At 69.6% G+C, this 19,916-nt stretch carries 17 protein-coding genes; 9 read left to right on the forward strand and 8 right to left on the reverse strand.

Annotation, left to right across the window (positions count from 1 at the left end; translation table 11 throughout):
• The first annotated feature begins 16 nt into the window (after nt 1–16).
• Nucleotides 17–1,501: a S8 family serine peptidase gene (locus H7F30_RS05780; protein WP_255464972.1), complete on the forward strand. Its 1,485-nt coding sequence runs from the start codon at nt 17–19 to the stop codon at nt 1,499–1,501.
• Nucleotides 1,502–1,608: 107 nt separating this feature from the next.
• Nucleotides 1,609–2,421: an acyl-CoA thioesterase II gene (locus tag H7F30_RS05785; RefSeq protein WP_187037328.1), complete on the forward strand. Its 813-nt coding sequence runs from the start codon at nt 1,609–1,611 to the stop codon at nt 2,419–2,421.
• 159 nt (nt 2,422–2,580) lie between these two features.
• Here the strand turns inward: H7F30_RS05785 and H7F30_RS05790 are convergent, their stop codons facing one another.
• Both H7F30_RS05790 and H7F30_RS05795 read right to left on the reverse strand, forming a co-directional pair.
• Entirely contained in the window at nt 2,581–2,913 is a 333-nt protein-coding gene (locus H7F30_RS05790) for a chorismate mutase (RefSeq protein ID WP_047312604.1), read from the reverse strand.
• Between the two features lie 46 nt (nt 2,914–2,959).
• Nucleotides 2,960–5,224, reverse strand: a complete 2,265-nt coding sequence (locus H7F30_RS05795) for an AAA family ATPase (protein ID WP_187037330.1) — start codon at nt 5,222–5,224, stop codon at nt 2,960–2,962.
• A gap of 177 nt (nt 5,225–5,401) precedes the next feature.
• Between H7F30_RS05795 and purD the strand changes: the two genes are divergently transcribed.
• The gene (gene purD / locus H7F30_RS05800; RefSeq protein WP_187037332.1) at nt 5,402–6,688 is read left to right on the forward strand and encodes a phosphoribosylamine--glycine ligase; all 1,287 of its coding nucleotides are present in this window, start codon (nt 5,402–5,404) and stop codon (nt 6,686–6,688) included.
• Between the two features lie 49 nt (nt 6,689–6,737).
• Nucleotides 6,738–7,631 carry a phosphoribosylaminoimidazolesuccinocarboxamide synthase gene (locus H7F30_RS05805; RefSeq protein WP_047312391.1) on the forward strand — a complete coding sequence of 298 codons (894 nt, stop codon included), beginning with the start codon at nt 6,738–6,740 and terminating at the stop codon, nt 7,629–7,631.
• Between the two features lie 66 nt (nt 7,632–7,697).
• On the opposite strand, the gene H7F30_RS05810 is transcribed toward H7F30_RS05805, so the two are convergent.
• The gene (locus H7F30_RS05810; protein ID WP_187037334.1) at nt 7,698–8,552 is read right to left on the reverse strand and encodes a hypothetical protein; all 855 of its coding nucleotides are present in this window, start codon (nt 8,550–8,552) and stop codon (nt 7,698–7,700) included.
• A gap of 342 nt (nt 8,553–8,894) precedes the next feature.
• Between H7F30_RS05810 and purS the strand changes: the two genes are divergently transcribed.
• Genes purS through purL form a run of 3 tightly spaced genes read left to right on the forward strand, consistent with a single transcriptional unit; the run spans nt 8,895 to nt 12,191 of the window.
• Nucleotides 8,895–9,158 (forward strand): phosphoribosylformylglycinamidine synthase subunit PurS, encoded by a 264-nt coding sequence (gene purS / locus H7F30_RS05815; RefSeq protein WP_047312388.1) that lies wholly within the window; start codon nt 8,895–8,897, stop codon nt 9,156–9,158.
• On the forward strand, nt 9,155–9,826 hold the full coding sequence (gene purQ / locus H7F30_RS05820; RefSeq protein WP_047312387.1) for a phosphoribosylformylglycinamidine synthase subunit PurQ: 672 nt from the start codon (nt 9,155–9,157) through the stop codon (nt 9,824–9,826). The genes purS and purQ overlap by 4 nt, the downstream gene beginning before the upstream one ends.
• 16 nt (nt 9,827–9,842) lie before the next feature.
• Nucleotides 9,843–12,191 (forward strand): phosphoribosylformylglycinamidine synthase subunit PurL, encoded by a 2,349-nt coding sequence (gene purL, locus H7F30_RS05825; protein WP_225911328.1) that lies wholly within the window; start codon nt 9,843–9,845, stop codon nt 12,189–12,191.
• A gap of 78 nt (nt 12,192–12,269) precedes the next feature.
• Here purL and H7F30_RS05830 read toward each other — a convergent pair whose 3' ends face one another.
• Entirely contained in the window at nt 12,270–12,620 is a 351-nt protein-coding gene (locus H7F30_RS05830; protein ID WP_187037335.1) for a hypothetical protein, read from the reverse strand.
• A 179-nt stretch (nt 12,621–12,799) separates the two neighbouring features.
• Between H7F30_RS05830 and H7F30_RS05835 the strand changes: the two genes are divergently transcribed.
• Nucleotides 12,800–14,215, forward strand: a complete 1,416-nt coding sequence (locus H7F30_RS05835) for an FAD-binding oxidoreductase (protein WP_187037337.1) — start codon at nt 12,800–12,802, stop codon at nt 14,213–14,215.
• Between the two features lie 21 nt (nt 14,216–14,236).
• Here H7F30_RS05835 and H7F30_RS05840 read toward each other — a convergent pair whose 3' ends face one another.
• The 3 genes from H7F30_RS05840 to H7F30_RS05850 are packed head-to-tail and all read right to left on the reverse strand — an operon-like array spanning nt 14,237 to nt 16,668.
• Nucleotides 14,237–14,914 (reverse strand): hypothetical protein, encoded by a 678-nt coding sequence (locus tag H7F30_RS05840; protein WP_129665107.1) that lies wholly within the window; start codon nt 14,912–14,914, stop codon nt 14,237–14,239.
• Nucleotides 14,907–15,776 carry an Fpg/Nei family DNA glycosylase gene (locus tag H7F30_RS05845; RefSeq protein WP_187037339.1) on the reverse strand — a complete coding sequence of 290 codons (870 nt, stop codon included), beginning with the start codon at nt 15,774–15,776 and terminating at the stop codon, nt 14,907–14,909. The genes H7F30_RS05840 and H7F30_RS05845 overlap by 8 nt, the downstream gene beginning before the upstream one ends.
• Before the next feature lie 31 nt (nt 15,777–15,807).
• Nucleotides 15,808–16,668, reverse strand: coding sequence for a spermidine synthase (locus H7F30_RS05850; protein ID WP_187037341.1), 861 nt, complete (start codon nt 16,666–16,668; stop codon nt 15,808–15,810).
• A gap of 131 nt (nt 16,669–16,799) precedes the next feature.
• Between H7F30_RS05850 and H7F30_RS05855 the strand changes: the two genes are divergently transcribed.
• A complete protein-coding gene (locus H7F30_RS05855; protein WP_047312382.1) occupies nt 16,800–17,171 on the forward strand; it encodes a sterol carrier family protein in 372 nt (123 codons plus the stop codon).
• Nucleotides 17,172–17,271: 100 nt separating this feature from the next.
• Here the strand turns inward: H7F30_RS05855 and H7F30_RS05860 are convergent, their stop codons facing one another.
• Nucleotides 17,272–19,881 carry a hypothetical protein gene (locus tag H7F30_RS05860; protein WP_187037342.1) on the reverse strand — a complete coding sequence of 870 codons (2,610 nt, stop codon included), beginning with the start codon at nt 19,879–19,881 and terminating at the stop codon, nt 17,272–17,274.
• Nucleotides 19,882–19,916: the final 35 nt, after the last annotated feature.

Genomic DNA, 19,916 nt, shown 5'->3' on the forward strand with positions numbered 1-19,916 from the left:
AATCAGGAGGATCTTCGTGAACCACACCTTCATGCGTAAGGCCGTCGCCACGTGCGCGGCTACCGGAGCCGCGGCAAGCTTCGCGGTGTTGTCGGCACCGGCTCAGGCTGCGCCGCCCGTGCCCTCCGAACCCCTCCCTTCGCCGACGTCCTTCGTCGTGCTTCAGGCGGGAAAGGGCACCGACAAGGCAACCGCTGCAGTGAAGGCGGCGGGCGGCACTGTCGTTCAGGAATGGCCGCAGATCGGTGTCGTCATCGCTCAGGCCTCCGACGGCGCCTTCGACGACAAGGCGCGCAAACGTCCGGGCGTCGTCGCAGCTGGTCCAACGCGCGCCATGAGCGCGCTCGCGGGAGCGGGCAACGTTGTCCCTGACGGCGAAGTGACGGGACTGGGCCCCGGAACCTCCGGTGGCGACGACACGAAGGAAGCCCTCAACGCGGACCAGTGGGACATGCGTCAGATCGGCGCCGACAAGGCCCACCGCAAGACCGACGGCAACCGGGCGATCACCGTGGGCGTCCTCGACAGCGGAATCGAAGCCGATCACAGCGATCTCGCGGCCAACGTCGACCCCTCTCAATCCGTGAGTTGCAACGACCGAGGGGTGCCGAACACCAACCCGAAGGCCTGGCAGCCCACGACATCCGACCACGGAACACACGTCGCCGGCACCATCGCGGGTGCCCGCAACGGCACGGGTATCGTCGGCGTCGCGCCGAACGTCAAGCTGGCAGCGGTCAAGGTCGTCGACGACGACGGGTACATCTACCCCGAGTACGCGATCTGCGGCTTCGTCTGGGCGGCTGACAAGGGCATGGAGGTGACGAACAACTCGTACTTCATCGACCCGTACTTCCTGTGGTGCAAGGCAGACCCCGAGCAGCGACCCGTCATCGAGGCCGTGAATCGCGCACTCAAGTACAGCGAGAAGGAGGACGTCGTCAACGTCGCCGCAGCAGGCAATTCGGGCTGGGATCTGTCGAAACCCATCACCGACACCGGCAGCCCGAACAACTCCGATGACCCGCAGCCGCGTGAAACGGACCACCGCTGCTACGACATCCCCGCCGAGGCCGGCAACACCGTTGCGGTGTCCTCGGTCGGCCCCACGGCTGTGAAGTCCTACTTCTCCAACTACGGTCGCGGTGTCGTCGACGTGGCCGCACCGGGTGGTGACAGCCGCGTTCCCGCTGACACTCCGAGCAAGAACGGGCGCATCCTGTCCACCGTTGTCGGCGGTGGCTGGGGCTACAAGCAGGGCACCTCCATGGCTTCGCCGCATGCGGCGGGCGTCGTGGCGCTGCTGCGCGGCACGCAAACAGGCCTCAACGCCAAGCAGACGATCTCCACCCTGAAGCGCCAGGCGAACCCTCTTGCGTGCCCCGAGTTCTACGACCAGGACCGTGACGGCGTGAACGACGCGACGTGCGAGGGCAAGAAGCAGGGCAGTGGTTACTACGGCGCTGGGCTCGTCGACGCCTTGAAGGCTGTCGGCGGCTGACGTTCCTCCTGTTCGTTCGCATCGGCCCGTCCTCGCGTATTGCGGGGGCGGGTCGAGCGATGAACGGCGGGTGTTCGGCGTCAACGGCGGCCACTAGCATCGCGTTCATGAGCGAACACCCCCTCGACGTCCTCTTCACAGCGGCCCGCGACGGTGAGAGCGTCGTCGTTCCGCCCGGTTGGGGACAGGGTCGTGCCACGTTCGGTGGCGTCGTCGCGGGCGTGATGCTCAGCCGCGTTCTCGCCGCGGTGGACCTGCCGGAGCAGGACGTGCGGGCCATGACGATCAACTTCGTCGGCCCCGTCGAAGCCGGTGACGCACGCGTCACGGCCGAGGTGCTGCGTCAGGGCAAGTCCGCGACGCAGGTGGAGGCCCGCGTGACGCAGGCCGACGCCTCGGGCGTCGAGTCGGTGCGGGCCGTCGCGCTCGTGACGATCGGTGCGGCGCGCCCGTCGTCGCTCTCCCTCGCGGCGTCACCGCTCGGCAAGGGCCTTCCCGAGCACGACTCGCTCACGCCGATTCCTTACGTCGAAGGCATGACGCCCGAGTTCATCGCGCGCCTCGACATGCGCCTCGCGAAGGGCCACGGACCGTTCAGCGGCGGCGCCGACGGCGACATGCACGGCTACATGAGCTTCCGCGAACCCACCGACGACTTCGGGCTCGCCCACCTCGTGGCACTCGTCGACTGCTGGCCGCCCGCAGCAGGACAGATGCTGACCAAGGTCGTCCCGATGTCGACGATGACGTGGACGATGGACTTCGTCGCGCCCGTCACCGGAACCGGCGCCGACCGCTGGTGGTACGAAGTCACCACCGATGCTGCGCACGACGGTTACGGCCACACGGCCGCCCGGGTGTACACGGCGAGCGGTGAGCCCGTCGTCGTCAGCCGCCAGACGGTGGCCGTCTTCGGCTGAGTCCAGTCTCTTTGCGCGGCCTTGTCGCGTGGCTGACTCGCAGGATCCTCGCTTCGCTGCGGTCCTACGATCCATGTGCGCTCGGCGGCATGGTGTTTTTGGCGCGCCTTTGTCGCGTGGCTGACTCGCAGGATCCTCGCTTCGCTGCGGTCCTACGAGTCAGCCACGCTCGGCGGCGCGCACGTGGTGGTGGATGACCTCGTCGATCACGAAGCGCAGGAACTTCTCCGAGAACTCCGGGTCGAGGCCCGACTCGGTCGCCAGCGCGCGCAGCCGCGCAACCTGACGCTCCTCGCGCGACGGGTCTGCCGGCGGCAGCTCGTGCGTCGCCTTGTACTCACCCACGGCCTGCGTGATGCGGAAGCGCTCGGCGAGCATGTGGATGATCGCCGCGTCGATGTTGTCGATGCTGCGCCGGTAAGCGCCCAGCACCTCGTCCGACGTACCGGCCACGGAACTGTGTGGCGAACGCCCACCGTCGCTCGGCGGCATGGCAGGCTCGGGGGTGGTCGTCATGGCAGGGGCCTTCGCATCGGGGTCAGCGGACGTCGAGCACCGTCATGCGATGCGCGGCACGAGTCAGCACAACATAGAGAACCCGGGCGCCGCCAGGCGATTCCGCTGTGATCTCATCGGGGTCGACAACGAGCGTCGCGTCGTATTCCAGGCCCTTCGTCGACATCGGGTCGATGACGACGACGCGCCCCGAACGTCCGTCGAGTTCCTCGAGAACCTCACGCCACTTCGCAGGAGCGATGACGGCGACACTGCCGTCGACCTGCTCGAGCAGCGTGGCGACCTCCGAGCGGGCCTGGGCGAGAACGTCGTTCGGGGACACCGTGACCGACGTCGGGTGATTGCCGGTCTCGCGAACGGCCTGCGGGATGTCGGCGTCCGGCACGTAGCGGCGGATGAGCTCGGCGGCGAAGTCGAAGATCTCGCGCGCGTTGCGGTAGTTCGTTGTCATGTGGAAGCTCTGACGCCTCTTCGAGCCGAACGCTTCGTCGCGCGCCGCAGTGGCCTCTTCGAGGTCCGGCCACGACGCCTGCGCGAGGTCGCCCACAACGGTCCACGACGCGTAGCGCCCGCGGCGGCCGACGGCCCGCCACTGCATGGGGGAGAGGTCCTGCGCCTCGTCGACGAGCACGTGGCTGTACTCGTCCGCGCGCGTCAGGCGTCCGGCGAGCAGGCGCTCACGGGCATCCTTCGGCGTCACCTCGTAGCCGACGTCGTGGCTCTGGCGGCGCGAACCGGTCACCTCGACCTCGGTGACGCCGTAGTCCGAGAGGCTCTCGAACTCCTCGATCTCGTAGAAGCCGCGTTCCTCACGCTGGGCCTCCGGCACCTCGGCGAGGCGCGCGAGCAGGTCGTCGACGAGGGCGACGTCGGCCACGGACCACTCACCGGTGGCGAGGGCGGCCTCGAACGAGCGGACGAGCTCGGCCTGTTCGGCGTCGGTGAGGACGCCGCGGGCGAAGCGCGCCAGGCGGCCCGCGTCGGTGAGCCACAGGAGCACCTGACGCGGGTCGATCGGGCGCCACCAGTCGGCGACGAACGCCTCGACGTCACGGCTGTCCTCGAACCGATCGATGAATTCGGTTCGCTCCATGTTCGTGTGCGTGCGCACCTGATTCCATGCGGCAGAAGCAAGTTCGCTGACAACATCGCTAGGGTCGCCCGCGAGCTTGTTGTGTTGGTGGTGAGAGAGCAGGCGGCCGCGGATGCGACGCAACGTCGGCTCGTCGAGGTTGACGGCGAGGCCCGCGACCATCGCGCGCAGGCTCCCCGGCGCGTCGGGTGCCACGTCCTTCGCCGCGCGCGAGAGCACCGTGCGGATGCTGAGCGTGCCCTTGATGCGGGCGGCCTCCGGGGTGTCGAGGCGCGTTGCCGTCATGCCGCCCACGACGTCGCCGAGGGCTCGGAGAGCGACGGAGTCCTCACCGAGTGAGGGCAGCACGCGCTCGATGTAGGCGGTGTACGCGGACGACGGGCCGACGACGAGGATGCCGCCCGACTCGAAGCGGCGGCGATCGGAGTAGAGCAGGTACGCCGCGCGGTGCAGCGCGACGACGGTCTTGCCCGTACCCGGGCCTCCCGTGATGAGGGTGACGCCGCGCGCGTCGGCCCGGATGGCCTCGTCCTGGTGACGCTGGATCGTGGCGACGATGTCGCGCATCTGCGCGCTGCGCGAACGGGTGAGCGCCGCCATGAGCGCGCCGTCGCCGACGACCGTCATGCCCTCGGGCGCCTCGACGACCATGAGGTCGTCCTCGACGCCGAGCACGTTCGCGTCGCGGCAGCGCAGCACACGCCGGCGCACGACGTTCTCGGGCGCCACCGGCGTCGCGCGGTAGAAGGGCGACGCCGCGGGGGCGCGCCAGTCGATGACGAGGGGCTCGTACTCGTCGTCACGCACGCCGAGGCGGCCGATGTAGCGCACCTCGAGGTCGTCGCCGGAGCCGGTGGAGATCGAGCCGGAACCGTCGGAGCTCATCGCGTGGTCCATGTCGAGGCGTCCGAAGACGAGTCCCTCGAACTGCTGCTCGAGAGTGGCGCGGCGCTTGCCCGCGGAGAACATGAGGGCGTCGCGTTCGAACAGGCCGGCCTTCTCCTCGTCGCGCATGTCGCCGGAGCGGCTCGCGCGCCCGCGCGCGAGGCCTTCGCTCTCGACGAGCTGGACGCGCTCGCCGGCCTTCGCCAGTTCGGAGTACACGCGATCGACGTGCGCCTGTTCGTGCGCGATCTCGTGCTTCACCTCGTCGGGCAGTTCTTCGTGCGAACGCGTGCCCTGAGCTGTGCTCACGCAGTTTTTCCCATCGCCGTGTGGTTCGTTCACCCTCGCAGGGTGGCACCCCAGCTTAGTCGTCGCTCGGTGGGCGATCACGCCCCGCCCGGCTCTTGTCTCACGCGTCCCGTTGCACCCTGTTCGCGAGGTGTTCTGCGCCGCGCCGCCGCGGGCAGCCCCGGTAGGGTTGGGCGCATGAAGACACTCGTCGTCGGTACGGGCGCGCGCGAGCACGCGATCGTCAGGGGTCTGGCCGCAGACCCGCAGGTCGAAGCCGTCCTCGCAGCGCCGGGAAACCCCGGAATCGCGCAGATCGCTGACTGCCGACCGGTCGATGCGAACGACGGCGACGCCGTCGCGGCGCTCGCGCAGGAGGTCGGGGCCGACCTCGTCGTCATCGGGCCCGAGGCGCCGCTCGTCGCGGGCGTCGCTGACGCGGTGCGGGCTGCAGGAATCGACACGTTCGGCCCCTCTGCCGAGGCCGCTCGCCTCGAAGGTTCGAAGTCGTTCGCCAAGGACGTCATGAACGCCGCGAAAGTCCCCACTGCGGGGGCTCACACCTGCACCGATCTGGATGCCGTCGCTGCAGCGCTCGACGCGTTCGGCGCCCCGCACGTCGTCAAGGACGACGGGCTCGCTGCCGGCAAGGGCGTCGTCGTCACTGACGAGCGTGACGAGGCGCTCGCCCACGCGAAGGCCTGCCTCCACGCGGGCTCGACCGTCGTCATCGAGGAGTACCTCGACGGCCCGGAGGTCTCCCTCTTCTGCATCACCGACGGCACGAGTGTTGTTCCCCTGCAGCCAGCGCAGGATTTCAAGCGCGTCGGCGACGACGACGCCGGCCCGAACACCGGTGGCATGGGCGCCTACTCGCCCCTCGAGTGGGCGCCGCACGATCTCGTCGACGAGATCGTGCGCTCCGTCGCGCAGCCGACGATCGACGAGATGGCGCAGCGCGGCACCCCGTTCGCGGGTGTGCTCTACGTCGGCCTCGCGCTGACGTCGAAGGGCCCGAAGGTCGTCGAGTTCAACGCGCGTTTCGGTGACCCGGAGACGCAGGTCGTCCTCGCGCGCCTCGTCACCCCGCTCGGCCAGTTGCTGCGCGCGGCTGCACGCGGCGAACTCGCCGATTTCCCGGCGCTGGAGTGGCGCGACGAATCCGCGGTGACCGTCGTCGTCGCGAGCGACGGCTACCCGGCTCAGCCCAAGACCGGCGACCCCATCAGCGGGCTCGAGGACGTCGATGGTGACGGCTCGCGCGCCGGTGGTGGCGCCTACGTCCTGCACGCGGGCACGAAGGCCGGCGACGACGGCACGCTCGTCTCCTCGGGTGGCCGCGTGCTCTCCGTCGTCGCCCTCGGCGCCGACCTCGGCGAGGCCCGCGAGGTGGCCTACGCGGGCGTCGAGAAGATCGACCTGCCCGGCTCGCACCACCGCAGCGACATCGCACTCAAGGCCCTGCGCGGCGAGATCACCGTCTGAGCCTCACGCCCACACCCTCGACGAACCCGCACCGCTCCAAGGAGAGTCCATGACCGACGCCCCGAACCTGCCGGGTTACGCGCACGTCTACTCGGGCAAGGTGCGTGACCTCTACGCGCCGCTCGACGACGCGGGCAACCCGCGCGACGACCAGGTGCTGCTCGTCGCGAGCGACCGCATCTCGGCGTTCGACTACGTCCTGTCGACGCCGATTCCGGACAAGGGCGCGGTGCTGACGCAGCTGTCGCTGTGGTGGTTCGAGCAGATGGCGGACCTCGTGCCCAACCACGTCATCTCCACGGACGTGCCGGAGGCAGTCGCCGGGCGCGCGGTGCTCGTCGAGCGTCTCGACATGGTGCCGCTCGAGGCGATCGCCCGCGCCTACCTCACCGGTGGCGGGCTGTCCGAGTACCGCGAGACGGGTTCGGTGTGCGGCGTCGCGCTGCCCGCGGGGCTCGAGGACGCGTCGAAGCTGGACGAGCCGATCTTCACGCCGACGTCGAAGGCCGAGCTGGGGGAGCACGACGAGCCCATGACGTACGACGAGGCCGTCGATCTCATCGGTGCCGAGCGAGCCGGGGAGATTCGGGACCTCACCGTCCGGATCCTGCAGCGCGGCAACGAGATCGCGTCCGAGCGCGGCATCCTCATCGCCGACACGAAGGTGGAGTTCGGGGTTCGCGCCGACGGCACGCTCGTGCTCGCGGACGAACTGCTCACGCCCGACTCGTCCCGCTTCTGGCCGGCCGACGACTGGCAGCCTGGCCGCGCACAGAACAGCTTCGACAAGCAGTTCGTACGCGACTGGCTCACCTCCGACGCATCGGGCTGGGACAAGGCGAGTGGCGAGGAGCCGCCTGCGCTGCCGGCCGACGTCGTCGAGGCCACCCGCGCCAAGTACGTCGAGGCGTACGAGAACCTCACGGGTCGCATCTTCGCCTGAGCCCCGGGACGCACGAAGCGCGGGCGCCCTCCACCGGGTCGCCCGCGCTTCGAGTGTCTGCTGCGGTCAGCCCGTCTGTCCGACGAAGCAGCTGCTGGGTTCCCAGTGCTCCGGTGCCGCGCCGAGCTTGACTCGGAAGTCGCCGCTCTTGGCGCCGGTGACGGTGGGTAGGCCGTTGCCGACCACGACGCGACCGGTGGAGTCGTGGCACACGGCGCTGAAACCGACCGGGCCGATGTCCTCGGGCGCCTTGAACGTGCCCGTGATGAGCGGCCAGCGGCCCTCGTGGCCGTCCTTCGTCACCTTGACGTTGCGCACCGAGATGTCGTGGGAGTTCTCGTCCTCGGTCACCTTGGTGATCTTCATGCGGACCTTCTTCGCGCCGGCGGGGGCTTTGCTGATCTTGTTCGAGACCTTCGTCATTCCGGTGCCCGAGCCGACGTTGATCTTGTCCTCGGTGGTTTCGAGAACCTTGCCCGCGGAGTCGAGGAGCTCGTACTGGATCGTCGCCTCGCCCGGCCCCGTGCCGTCCACCTTCCAGACGCTGTAGAGCTTGGCGTAGCCGGAGTCCTTCGATGCCTTGTACCCGCCGGCCATGACGACCTTCGCGCTCTTGAGGACCTCGCTGCTCGGCACCTTGATCGTCTCGGGGGCGTCCGGACGGGCGCCCGTGGGCCCGGAGTTCTCACTTGCCGCGGAACCGCTTGAGGAGGTGCCTTCCGACGACGGGCTTGCCGACGAGGATGGGCTGTCGGACGAACTGTTGTCGCTCGACGTGGAGGACTCGCTCGCCGTAGAGCTCGAGGTCTTCGACTCGGATGCGCCCCCACCGGCGGAGGTTTGCTCGGGGCCACATGCCCCGAGCGCGAGAGTGGAGGCCAGCCCGAGGGCCACCAGCGTTGCACGTGACGCGTTCCTCATGATCAATTCCTTTGTGTGTGCGGTCGATTGACACCCCGACGGTGGCGACGCCCATCCGGTTCCGTCGCTTTGCGCAGGACGATATCGGGCGCGGTGGGCCTTCGGGCGGAAGAGAAACACCGCTCGTGAGCGTGGAGGCAACGCCAGCCCGGCGGAGTACGGGCAACCGGCCTCTGGCAGGCTCGCTCGACGTCGCAGAACTGGCTCGTCGGTGGGACAGCGAGCCCGATCTCGCCGTCGGGCGGAGGCTGCCGCCCCCGTACACTCGGAAGGGCAAAGGTTCGCCTCAGCCAGCCAACGACGCCCACGCCGGTGTCAAAGAAAACCTGCAGGAGTTAACCCATGGGCCACGTCGTCGTCGACGTCATGCTGAAGTCCGAGATCCTCGACCCCCAGGGTCAGGCCGTCGCCGGGGCGCTCCCGCGCCTCGGTTTCGAGCAGTTCACCGACGTGCGCCAGGGCAAGCGCTTCGTCCTCGAGGTCGAGGGTGACGTCACCGAAGCCCACCTCGCCGCGGCGCGCGACGCCGCCGACAAGCTCCTGTCGAACCCGGTCATCGAGGACGTCATCAGCGTCCACGACCTGGCCGACGAGGACGCCCGATGAAGATCGGCGTCATCACCTTCCCCGGTTCGCTCGACGACCACGACGCCAAGCGCGCCGTCCGTCTCGCAGGCGGAGACCCGGTCGACCTGTGGCACGGCGACGCTGACCTCAAGGGCGTCGACGCAGTCGTCGTACCCGGCGGGTTCAGCTACGGCGACTACCTGCGCTGCGGCGCCATCGCGCGCTTCGCGCCGGTCATGGACAAGCTCGTGCCCGCCGCGCAGGGCGGCATGCCGGTGCTCGGCATCTGCAACGGCTTCCAGATCCTGTGCGAGTCCCACCTCCTGCCCGGCGCGCTCATCCGCAACGAGCAACAGAAGTTCTTCTGCACCGACCAGGTGCTTCGCGTCGAGAACGCCTCCACCGCGTGGACGAACGACTTCGAGCAGGGCGCGGAGATCACCATCGCGCTCAAGAACGGTGAGGGCTGCTTCGTCGCCGACGCCAAGACCCTCGACGAACTCGAGGGCGAGGGGCGCGTCGTCTTCCGCTACCTGCACGGCAACCCGAACGGCTCCTACCGCGACATCGCCGGCGTGACGAACGAGCGCGGCAACGTCGTCGGCCTCATGCCGCACCCGGAACACTGCGTCGAGGAGGGCTTCGGCCCCTCGACCGACGGCCTGGCGTTCTTCACGAGCGCGATCAAGGCGCTCGCGAACGTCTGAGGGGATACGAGAACACATGAGTGACCTGAGCATGACGCCCGAGCCCGGCCACGAAGCCGGCGCCCGCGAACACCACACCGACAGCAACCAGATCATCGCTGCTCCCAAGACCGACGGCCTCGACACGGTGACGAAGGCCGAGGCCTCGCCCGACGTCGAGCAGCCGTGGGCGGAACTCGGCCTCAAGGAGGACGAGTACGCCCGCATCCGCGAGATCCTCGGCCGCCGCCCGACAAGCGCCGAACTGGCCATGTACTCCGTGATGTGGAGCGAGCACTGCTCCTACAAGAGCTCGAAGGTGCACCTGCGCCGCTTCGGCGACCTGCCGAGCGAGACCCCGCGCGGCAAGCAGCTCGCCGGCATCGGTGAGAACGCCGGCGTCATCGACATCGGCCAGGGCTGGGCCGTCACCTTCAAGGTGGAGTCGCACAACCACCCGAGCTACATCGAGCCCTACCAGGGCGCGGCCACCGGCGTCGGCGGCATCGTGCGCGACATCATGGCCATGGGCGCGCGCCCGATCGCCGTCATGGACCCGCTGCGCTTCGGCGCCCTCGACCACCCCGACACCGCCCGCGTGCTGCCCGGCGTCGTCGCCGGCATCGGCGGGTACGGCAACTGCCTCGGCCTGCCGAACATCGGCGGCGAGGTCGTCTTCGACGACTGCTACCAGGGCAACCCGCTCGTCAACGCCCTGTGCGTCGGCAAGCTGCGTCACGAGGACCTGCACCTCGCGAAGGCTGCGGGCAAGGGCAACAAGGTCATCCTGTTCGGCGCCAAGACGGGCGGCGACGGTATCGGAGGCGTCTCTGTTCTCGCCTCGGAGACGTTCGACGCCGAGGGCCCGGCCAAGCGTCCGGCCGTTCAGGTCGGCGACCCGTTCGCCGAGAAGGTGCTCATCGAGTGCTGCCTCGACCTGTACGCCGCGGGCGTCGTCGAGGGCATCCAGGATCTCGGTGGCGCGGGCCTCTCGTGTGCGACCTCCGAGCTGGCCTCGGCCGGTGACGGCGGCATGCGCATCGAGCTCGACCGTGTTCCGCTGCGCGACAGCTCCCTTCGGGCCGAGGAGATCCTCATGTCCGAGTCGCAGGAGCGCATGATGGCCGTCGTCGAGCCGGAGAAGCTCGACGAGTTCATGGCGATCGCGAACAAGTGGGACGTCGAGGCCACCGTTCTCGGCGAGGTCACGGACGGCGAGCACCTCGTCATCACGTGGCACGGCGAGGTCGTCGTCGACGTTCCGCCGCGTTCTGTTGCTCACGACGGCCCCGTCTACGAGCGTCCGCTCGCGCGCCCCGACTACCTCGACGCACTGCAGTCCGACTCCGCGTCGCTGCTGACGCGCCCGTCGTCGGGTCACGAGCTGCGCGAGCAGCTGCTCGCTGTGCTCGGTTCGCCGAACATCGCCGACAAGTCGTGGATCACCGACCAGTACGACCGCTACGTCATGGGCAACACCGCGCTCGCGATGCCGGACGACGCGGGCGTCGTGCGCGTCGACGAAGGCACCGGCCTGGGCGTCGCCGTTTCCACCGACTGCAACGGACGCTTCACGAAGCTCGACCCGTTCATCGGCTCCCAGCACGCCGTCGCCGAGGCGTACCGCAACGTCGCGGCCACGGGTGCGACGCCGCTCGCCGTCTCCGACTGCCTCAACTTCGGTTCGCCGGAGGACGCGGGTGTCATGTGGCAGTTCAGCCAGGCGGTCGACGGCATCATCGAGGCGTGCCGCTCGTTCGGTACGCCGGTGACCGGCGGCAACGTGTCGTTCTACAACCAGACCGGTGACGTGGCCATCCACCCGACCCCAGTCGTCGCTGTGCTCGGCGTCATGGACGACGTCAGCAAGCGCACGCCGTCGGCATGGAAGGACGCTGGCCTCGCGCTCTACGTCCTAGGCGAGACGCGCGACGAGCTGAACGGCTCCGAATGGGCGGGCGTCGTGCACGGCCACCTCGGTGGCACGCCGCCGCAGATTCACCTCGACAACGAGAAGGCACTCGCCACCGTCCTCATCGACGGTGCGCGTGACGGCCTGTTCGCCTCGGCGCACGACCTCTCGTCCGGTGGCCTCGCGGTCGCACTGGCTGAGGGTGCGGTGCGTCACGGTGTGGGTGCGTCCGTCGAGTTCGAGCAGGGCAACGCGTTCGTCTCGCTGTTCTCCGAGTCGGCCGGACGTGCACTCGTCGCTGTTGCGCCCGAGCACGTCGAGGCCTTCGAGGCCATGGCCGGTGGGCACGGCGTGCCCGCGACGAAGATCGGCGAAACGGGTGGGGGAGCGCTCGCCGTCGGCGACCTGTTCTCCGTGCCGGTGGCCGAGCTCGCCGAGACGCACCAGGCGCCGCTGCGCAAGGTCTTCAGCTGATCGACCGAACGAAAGCGGCGGGCCGGTTCTTCGGAACCGGCCCGCCGCTTCGTTGTGCGCGGTGGGAGCGTCACACGATCAGCAGGGGGAGAGGATCAGCCCGAAGCCGCGCAGCAGGCGGACGGCGGCCAGGGCGAGCAGGATGGCAACCAAGCCCGCGCGCAGCGCCACCGGCGGCTTGTCCGCAAGGCGCTGGACGGTCGGAGACCACGTCACCCAGGCGCAGACACCGAGAACGATCGCAACGAAGAAACCGGTCAGATCGATGGGCGAGCACGAGGTGACCTCGCCGTTGTGAGTTTGCGTTGAGGTCTGACTGAGTTTGACGCCGAAACCGAGCAGACCGATGGCCAGACCGACCCAGAACGCGTTGGGGACGGCATTGAGGTTCGGCGTGGTCCGGAAGGGCGCGTTCGGTGACGTCGTCATCGGTCTCGTTCCTTCATCGGCGATCTGAAAGCGTTGCGGGGCAGGTTCTGTGGCCACGCTGAGGGTGAGACGCACCGAACAGTTGGATGGCTCCACTGGACTTTGCGAATGTTGGGTCTCGTCGTGAGCCGCGGCGGGCACTCTGTCGGTGGGCTGCTGCCAGTGAGTATGGTCGGACCATGCCTGCGATCGTCGAAGCCCTGCGTGAAGTTCTGCCCGCCGACGTCCTCGTGACCGACACTGACGTCATCGCGTCCTACGCCCACGACGAGGCCGAGTGGGCGCCGTTCGGAACCCCCGCTGCCGTCGTACGACCGACGACGTCGGAGCAGGTTCAGCAGGTTGTTCTGGCCTGCCTCGAACACGATGTCGCCGTCGTGCCGCGGGGCGCCGGAACGGGCCTGTCGGGTGGCGCGAACGCACTCGACGGCTGCGTCGTCATCAGCCTCGAGAAGATGAACCGCATCGTCGAGATCAACGCGACGGAGCGCCTCGCGGTCGTCCAGCCCGGCGTCGTCAACGACCACCTGCGCGCCGCTGCGGGCGAGCAGGGCCTGTGGTACCCGCCGGACCCGGCCTCCGCGCCGTGGTCGACGATCGGCGGCAACTGCGCCACCAACGCCGGCGGCCTGTGCTGCGTCAAGTACGGCGTCACACGCGACTACGTCCTCGCCCTCGAAGTCGTCACCGGTACAGGCGAACTCGTGCGCGTGGGACGGCGAACGGCGAAGGGCGTCGTCGGCTACGACCTCGTCGGCCTCATGGTCGGCAGCGAGGGAACACTCGGCATCATCACCGAGATCACCGTCAAGCTGCGCGCGGCCCGCGCACCCGAGACGACGGTCGTCGGGTTCTTCCCGGACGTCGTCTCTGCCGGTGTCGCCGTCCAGGGCGTCGCGGACGCCGGAATCGCTCCCTCCGCACTCGAACTCGTCGACCAGGTGTGCCTCAAGGCTGTGGACGACTGGAAGAACATGGGCCTGCTCGACATGTGCTCCGAGCACCTCGACGGCAAGAGCGAGGGTAGGGGCGGCGCTGCCGTTCTGCTCGGCCGCATCGACGACCCGGGCGCCGTCGGCGAGCAGGAGGCCACCCGCATGGTCGACGTGTTCACCTCCGCCGGAGCGAGTTTCGCCGCCCGCTCGACGAGCGAGGAGGAAGCGGAGACGTTCTTCGCGGCGCGCCGCCTGGCCTACCCGGCGCTCGAACGCCTCGGCGACACCCTCACCGAAGACGTCTGCGTGCCCAAGGCCGAGGTGCCCGGCATGCTCTCGCGCATCGAGGAGATCGCCGCGAAGCACGACACCGTCATCGCCAACATCGCGCACGCCGGCGATGGCAACCTCCACCCGCTGCTCATCACCGAGCCCGGCGATGACGCCGCCCGCGAACGCGCCCAAGCGGCGTTCGCCGAGATCATCGACGCCGCCCTTGCCGTCGGTGGCACCGTCACCGGCGAGCACGGCGTCGGCCTGCTCAAGATGCCGGGGCTCGAGCAGGAGCAGACGGGTGTCGTCATCGACATGCAGCGCGCGATCAAGCGCGCACTCGACCCGAAGGGCATCTTCAACCCGGGCAAGGTCTTCTCGGCCTGACGGCAAGCCGCGTGCCGGGGGTCACCGCTGGCGCAGCGCGGTCATCTCTCCGACGGCAGGACGTCTCGGCGGGTCACTGAAGCCGAAGCCGCACGCGGTGAGGTCCGTCAGGTTGCCGAGTGGCCGTCCTGTGTAGGTGCCGGAGACGGCCGTGATGACGCGCTCGCCGCGCGCACAGTGGTGCTCGCGGCGGCCGTCGCGTAGGCGTCCGACGGCGTACACCGCGCGAAAGCTCGGCACACCGAGCGACAGGACGCGCAGCATGATCTCGGTGAACCAGGCGAACCCGCGCGTCTCGGTCACGGATGACGGGAGGCGTGAGATGACGGCCCCGCGGCGCGTCGGGCTACCCAGCGTGAGGGTGAGACGTGACAGCGGTGGCCCCTCGACGGGATCGACCTCGACGGCCCATTCCTGCCCCGCCTGCGCGATGCGGACGTCAGCAAGGACGACGTTGTCGATGTCGTGGAGCAGCCGCACGTCGTCGGCGAGGATCTCGCTCTCCACGTAGAGGGTTCGGCAGCCGTCGGCCTCCGCGACGAGCAGGCCGCACCACGAGCCGAACGGTGATTCGTCCCAACACGAGGCGACGAAGCGCTCACCACTCGTCGTGGCGAACGACGCGAGCCGGCCGCGGTAGCGCTCGAGATCCGCGGCGCGGTGACGAGGCAGCGGGATTCGTGATGCGAGTTCACGCATTGGCGCGGCGCCGACGATGGCGCGGCTGGCACGACGGGCACCAGAACAGGTTGCGACCCGCGAACTCCTCGAGCGCAACGGGTGTGCCGCACACCAAACACGGTTGACCGGCCCGGCGGTAGACGTAGACCTCGCCTCCGTGCTTGTCGACGCGCGGCTCGCGCCCCATCGCCTCCGGCGTGTGCTCGGGTCGCACGGTGTCGATTCGACCGTCACGCACACCGAGTGGCATGAGGGCGACGAGGTCGGCCCAGATCGCGTCGAACTCCTCGCACCGTAGGAACTTGCCGGGCATCTTCGGGTCGATGCCGTGACGGAACAGAACCTCGGCTCGGTAGATGTTGCCGACGCCGGGAAACACCTTCTGATCCATGAGGAGCGCCGCGACGGGCGTGCTCGTGCGTCGCACTCGAGCCCAGGCACGTTCGGGGTCGGCGTCACCGCGGAGGGGATCCGCGCCGAGCTTCGACGTGATCGTGTCGACCTCGTCGGGCGTGCGCAGCTCGCAGACGTTGGGCCCCCGCAGATTCATGACGACGCTCCCGCGCGGGTCGCCGTCCGTTGCGGAGACCCCGAGCCGCCACCGGATGGCGCCCGTCGCCGGCACGTCGGCCGGTTCGATTCCCTCGGTGAAGAAGAACTTGCCGAGCAGCCCGAGGTGGATGTTGACGCGCTCGTCCATGCCCTCGAACCCGACGAACATGTGCTTGCCCCACGCCTCGGCCGCGTCGAAGACTCGCCCGTCGATGCGAGCGGCGCTGTCGCTGAATCGGCCCTGCGGCGACGAGGATTCGACGACACGTCCGGAGAACTGGTCGTTGAGCATGCCGGCGATTCGGTGGGTGACGTGACCTTCGGGCATCAGGTGACCTTCCGTGGGCGAGCGGGGCGCGTCATCGCACTCGCCACGCGCCGAGTTCGGGTGGGACGGGGGATCGTTCGGCATCTGTCGTGAAAGCGGGCGCACCGCGGAAGAGCGAGGTGAGTTCGGCGCCCGCCCGGACTCCCGTGGGGAACATGGCGCGAGCCGCGCTTCGTCGAATCGTCGCGACGTCGAGGGACGATTCCGTCCGTGTTGCAGCGAGAACGACATTGCCGAACCGACGGCCCTTGAGCACTTCCTGGGCCCCGACGACGACGGCGTGGGGGAGCCGCACGACGAAGGTTGCCGCGGCTCGGCCGGTCCAGGCGAAGCCCGGCTCGTCGGACAGGTTCGCGAGCAGCACACCGCTCGGCTTGAGCACTCGCGCCACGTCGTCGGCGAACGCTGGGGAGACGAGCTCCGCGGGCACACGCCCGTCCGCAAACGCGTCGAGGACGATGACGTCCGCCGACTCGTCCTTGAGATCGCGCACGCCGGCTGCGCCGTCGACGCCGCGCACACGGATGCGGTGGCTGCGTGGAAGAGGCAGCTCACGGCGCACGGCCTCGGTGAGTTGGGTGTCGGGCTCGAGGACGATCTGCGGTGAGCCGGGGCGCGTGGCTTCGACGTAGCGCGCCAGGGTGAGTCCGGCGCCGCCGACGTGGGTGACCCCGAGCGGTGCGGGAGCCGGCGGCGCGAGAGCGTCGACGAGCATCGCGAAGTGTTGGACGTACTCGAACTCGATGGAGGTCGGGTCGTCCGGGTCGACGTGCGATTGCGGGTGACCGTCGCGCATCACCGTCACGCCGCCGCGATCGTCGCGCACGAACTCGAAGCGTTCGTTCGTCGGTGCGGACGGCGGGGGGTCGGGGGAGGAGCGACGGCGGGCCATGCCCCAACTCTAGGTCGGTGGGCTCGCTGCTTCGTCCTGCGTCGGCTGTGGTGCAGCGCAAGCCTGCCCGCGCGCTACACGGGGCGGGCCTGTCGGAGGGAAGGGGGCGACACCGTTCTAGGATCGACGCCATGCCACCTCGTCGACGTATCGACCCCGCCGCGGGCCGCGAGGCCGTCCTCACCTGGGCGCTCGACCCCGAGGCCGCGACGCGACCCGTCACCGCAACCGCCGTGCGCTACACGCTCGAGGAGCTGGGCATCCAGGCACCCGGGCGCACGGTCGAAGTGCGTGTTCCGCCGTTCGGGGCAGTGCAGTGCGTCGCGGGCCCGGTGCACACGCGAGGCACCCCGCCGAACGTCACCGAGACCGACGCGGCGACGTGGCTACGCCTCGCGACCGGTCGCCTCACGTGGGCCGAGGCTGCCGCAGGCGGGAAGCTGCGCGTCTCCGGTCAGCGCGCGGATGTTTCTGCATATCTGCCGATCGTGCCGGTCATCTGACCGTCCGACGCCCCGTTCACCGCTTCCGCGCGGCTACTGCGTCACATGACGACGCCGCCCGCCCCCAGCAGGGGACGGGCGGCGTCGTTCGTGCGTCGGGTCAGCGCTTCGAGGCGTCCCAGTGGCGGAACATCGCAGCCTTCGCGGCGTCCTCGCTCGTGAACCACACCTCGGCTTCTGTCTGCTCGTAACCCGGGCTGTCGGGCGTGTGGAACAGCATCGAGTCGGCGTTGCCCTTGATCGTGAACTCGGGCGACGGCGCGGAGCCGTCCTCGTTCGGCTCGGCCGAACCCGGGCCGAACGGGCCGTCCTGCTGGCCCGCCGAGCTCGCGTGGTCGGGCTCGCCGTCGTTCGAGTCACCCTCGTCCGTGCCGGCGACGAACGTCTGCTCGTCGGACTCCGACCGCGTCTGTGACTGCGACGACGAAGCCTCGTCGGTGGCGCTCGCGGAGCGGCTCTGCGAGTCGTCCGAGACGTCGGCGGAGACGGAGGACTCGTCGCTGTTCGTCTCCTGGACCTCGCCGATCTTGGCGGGGGCCGCGTTCTCCGGCGTCGTCGGGGCGACACCGCTGTCCTCGACGACGGCACTGTCGGAGGCGGCGAACTCGTCGTCCTCACGCTCGAGCTCGACGTCGCCGGCCGACGGCTCCCCAGTGGCACCGGCGTCAGCCGCGTCGCGGGCCTCGGCCGACTCGGCAGCCGACGTGTCCACGGAGTCGTGCGTGCGTCCGGCTGCGACGGCGGCCGCTGCCGCAGCGCCGCCACTCACACCGGCCGCAGCGACAGCCGCGCCCGAGGCGCCTCGCTCGTCCTTCTCGGACGAAGCATCGGCGTCATCGGCGGGGGTCTCGGAAGCGGCCTCGGTGTCAGCTGCGGAAACCTGCTCCGGCTCGGTTTCGGACGACGTGTCGGCGTCGACCGAAGCTGCGTCGCTCTGGCTCGACTCAGCCGCGGCCTCGGTGCTCTCGGAAACGGGCGCGTCGGTCGTCTCCGCCTTCGGAACCGGGGCGCTGTCGAGCTGGTCGAGCGGCAGGGGCTCGGTGCCCCAGTCGTCGCCACCCGAGCTCGCGGGTGCTGCCGCAGCGGCCGGAGCCGATGCGGAATCGGAGCTCGAAGACGCAGACTCGGTCGAGTCCTCGGACTCACTCTCGGACGCCGCAGCATCCGGTGCACCTGCAGCGTCCGATGCGGGAGCCTCGTCCTCGACGGCATCCGTGGAGGCGTTGGCAGCTGCGTCGCCCGCGGCGGTGTCGTCGGCTGCCGCGCCCTGCGAGGACGTCTCCGGGGAGGCAGCTTCCGTGTCATCCGACGTCGCGTCGCTCGACGGCTGCTCCGACGCCTCAGCGGGCGACTCGGCCGGCTCGGACTGCGCCGCGGGAGCGTTGTCGAGGTCGGCCAGGGCCGGGGGCTCGGTGTTCCAGTCGTCCCCACCCGAACCGCCGGAGCTCGCAGCGGCGGCAGTGGCCGCCGTGGCCGTCGCAGCAGCCGCAGCCGGCGCGACGCTGCTCTTCTCGCCCTCGGACTTCTCGGTCGTTTCCTCAGCGTCGGACTCGTCGCTCGAAGCGGGCTTCGTCTCCTCCGCTGTGGCCTCCTCAGCGGGAGCCTTCGAGTCGGACTCAGCCGACTCGGACGGTGCTTCGCTCGTCGACTGCGTCGAGGTCTCGGCGGACGACGCAGCGGGAGCGCTGTCGAGGTCCTCCAGAGCAGGGGGCTCGGTGGCCCAGTCGTCGCCGCTCGAGGTGGCCGGCGCAGCGGCAGCCGGCTTCTCGTTCGCCACTGACGACTCCGGGGCCTCGCTGGTCTCGGCCTTCGGAGCCTCGGCGTCACTCGGCTCGGAGGGCTTCGTCGCAGCCTTCTCGTCGTTCGCCGACGCGGCCGGAGCGCTGTCGAGGTCCTCGAGAGCCGGCGGCTCGGCGGCCCAGTCGTCGCCACCCGAGCTCGCGGCGGCGGCAGGCGCGACAGTGGGATCCGTGTCGGTAGCCGCCTCCGAGGAAGCCTGCGTCTCCGCGGGCTTGTCCTCGCTCTTGGCTTCGGCAGGGGCCGAGTCGTCGAGAGCCGGGGGCTCCGCATCCCAGTCGTCGCCGGACGCGGCGGGCGCGGGAGCGGCCTTCGTGTCAGCAGCGGCCGAGTCGTCGAGGGCCGGGGGCTCGGCATCCCAGTCGTCGCCCGACGAAGCGGCGGCAGGAGCAGCCTCGGCCTTGCTCTCGGACTTCGGCTCGGCAGCCGACGAGTCGTCGAGAGCCGGGGGAGCAGCGTCCCAGTCGTCGCCGGCAGCAGCCTGCGCGTCGTCGTTCTTCTCGGTGTTGGCCACCGGGGCCGGAGCGGCGTCCCAGTCGTCGGAGCCGGAAGCGTTGTCGTCCTTCGAGGAGGCGGCAGCAGCCGCACCCGCGGCACCGGCAGCGCCGGCCGCGGCGGCGGTCTTCCCCTTGCCATCCTGCTTCTTCGCGTCCTTGCCGGAGGTCTCGTCGACCTCGGCCTTCGCAGGCTCGGCCCTGTCGGCGTCCTGCTCGGCCTTCGAACCGGCCGTCTCGATCTCGTCGGACTCCCCGTCCGTTGCCTCGAGGGTCTCCGGCTCCTCCTCGGAGCCGATCTTGTTCTTGCCGCTCACGCCGTGGATGCCGACAGAGCCACCCTTCTTCGGGTCGCGCATCAGCAGCCATGCGATACCCGCCAAGGCGAGGAGCACGACGAGGAGGATCAGCCACTTCATGGTTCGTCCCATCGATGATTGAGCAATGACATACC

This window comes from Dermacoccus sp. PAMC28757 (assembly GCF_014302635.1).
Lineage (GTDB): Bacteria > Actinomycetota > Actinomycetes > Actinomycetales > Dermatophilaceae > Dermacoccus > Dermacoccus abyssi.

Coding starts and splice junctions, on each gene's coding strand:
- H7F30_RS05785 (WP_187037328.1), top strand. CDS start 1,609: ATGAGCGAACACCCCCTCGACGTCCTCTTCACAGCGGCCCGCGACGGT.
- H7F30_RS05790 (WP_047312604.1), bottom strand. CDS start 2,913: ATGCCGCCGAGCGACGGTGGGCGTTCGCCACACAGTTCCGTGGCCGGT.
- purD (WP_187037332.1), top strand. CDS start 5,402: ATGAAGACACTCGTCGTCGGTACGGGCGCGCGCGAGCACGCGATCGTC.
- H7F30_RS05805 (WP_047312391.1), top strand. CDS start 6,738: ATGACCGACGCCCCGAACCTGCCGGGTTACGCGCACGTCTACTCGGGC.
- H7F30_RS05810 (WP_187037334.1), bottom strand. CDS start 8,552: ATGAGGAACGCGTCACGTGCAACGCTGGTGGCCCTCGGGCTGGCCTCC.
- purS (WP_047312388.1), top strand. CDS start 8,895: ATGGGCCACGTCGTCGTCGACGTCATGCTGAAGTCCGAGATCCTCGAC.
- purQ (WP_047312387.1), top strand. CDS start 9,155: ATGAAGATCGGCGTCATCACCTTCCCCGGTTCGCTCGACGACCACGAC.
- purL (WP_225911328.1), top strand. CDS start 9,843: ATGAGTGACCTGAGCATGACGCCCGAGCCCGGCCACGAAGCCGGCGCC.
- H7F30_RS05830 (WP_187037335.1), bottom strand. CDS start 12,620: ATGACGACGTCACCGAACGCGCCCTTCCGGACCACGCCGAACCTCAAT.
- H7F30_RS05835 (WP_187037337.1), top strand. CDS start 12,800: ATGCCTGCGATCGTCGAAGCCCTGCGTGAAGTTCTGCCCGCCGACGTC.
- H7F30_RS05840 (WP_129665107.1), bottom strand. CDS start 14,914: ATGCGTGAACTCGCATCACGAATCCCGCTGCCTCGTCACCGCGCCGCG.
- H7F30_RS05845 (WP_187037339.1), bottom strand. CDS start 15,776: ATGCCCGAAGGTCACGTCACCCACCGAATCGCCGGCATGCTCAACGAC.
- H7F30_RS05850 (WP_187037341.1), bottom strand. CDS start 16,668: ATGGCCCGCCGTCGCTCCTCCCCCGACCCCCCGCCGTCCGCACCGACG.
- H7F30_RS05855 (WP_047312382.1), top strand. CDS start 16,800: ATGCCACCTCGTCGACGTATCGACCCCGCCGCGGGCCGCGAGGCCGTC.
- H7F30_RS05860 (WP_187037342.1), bottom strand. CDS start 19,881: ATGAAGTGGCTGATCCTCCTCGTCGTGCTCCTCGCCTTGGCGGGTATC.